This is a genomic window from Brevibacillus sp. LEMMJ03 (assembly GCF_007197875.1).
GTDB classification, from domain to species: domain Bacteria; phylum Bacillota; class Bacilli; order Brevibacillales; family Brevibacillaceae; genus Brevibacillus; species Brevibacillus thermoruber.
Window position 1 is genome coordinate 1 of the sequence record NZ_VKJN01000065.1, and the last position, 493, is coordinate 493.

Below are 493 nucleotides of genomic sequence, written 5' to 3' on the forward strand. Positions count from 1 at the left end.
TCGTAACCTTCGTGCATCCCGGACGAGTGGCTCGCGCGAGTGTCACCTGGAGCAAAGCCGCAGCCCCCTACCGCGCATGCCGGCTTGTTCGCCATCATCCAAGGCCTTGACCCAGCGCACAAGGTGGGCCGCCTCTAAGCCCCGGCTGTTGCCCCTACCGGAAGAGGCCAGGGTCGGTCGGAAGCGATATCAGGATGCCGGCGCTCGTCTTTCGGTGCGCCGTTTTCATCGCGGATCGCCCCGATCGTGTCCAAGCAAGCGGACGCTAAGTGCGCAGCCGGCGTGTCACTGGCTTCCATTGCGAAAAGCTGTTTGCGCAAGCCGTTGAGCTGCTCCGGGACGAGTTCGTAGGCTCCCCTCCAGTCTTCATGCGCTTGCTCCGCGAGAGCGAGCTTCCGCACCACTTGAGCCATTGTTCCGTCGAACGGCTTTTTGTCGGCGACATACAGGTCAATCATCAAGAGCAGATCGTCAGTGGTGGGCGCTTCGGCGA

General features: G+C 62.3%; 1 protein-coding gene. It reads right to left on the reverse strand.

Annotation, left to right across the window (positions count from 1 at the left end; all coding sequences use genetic code 11):
* Positions 1-134: 134 nt before the first annotated feature.
* On the reverse strand, positions 135-493 hold a 359-nt coding region (locus FOI68_RS23705), incomplete at its 5' end, for a hypothetical protein (protein ID WP_221935137.1).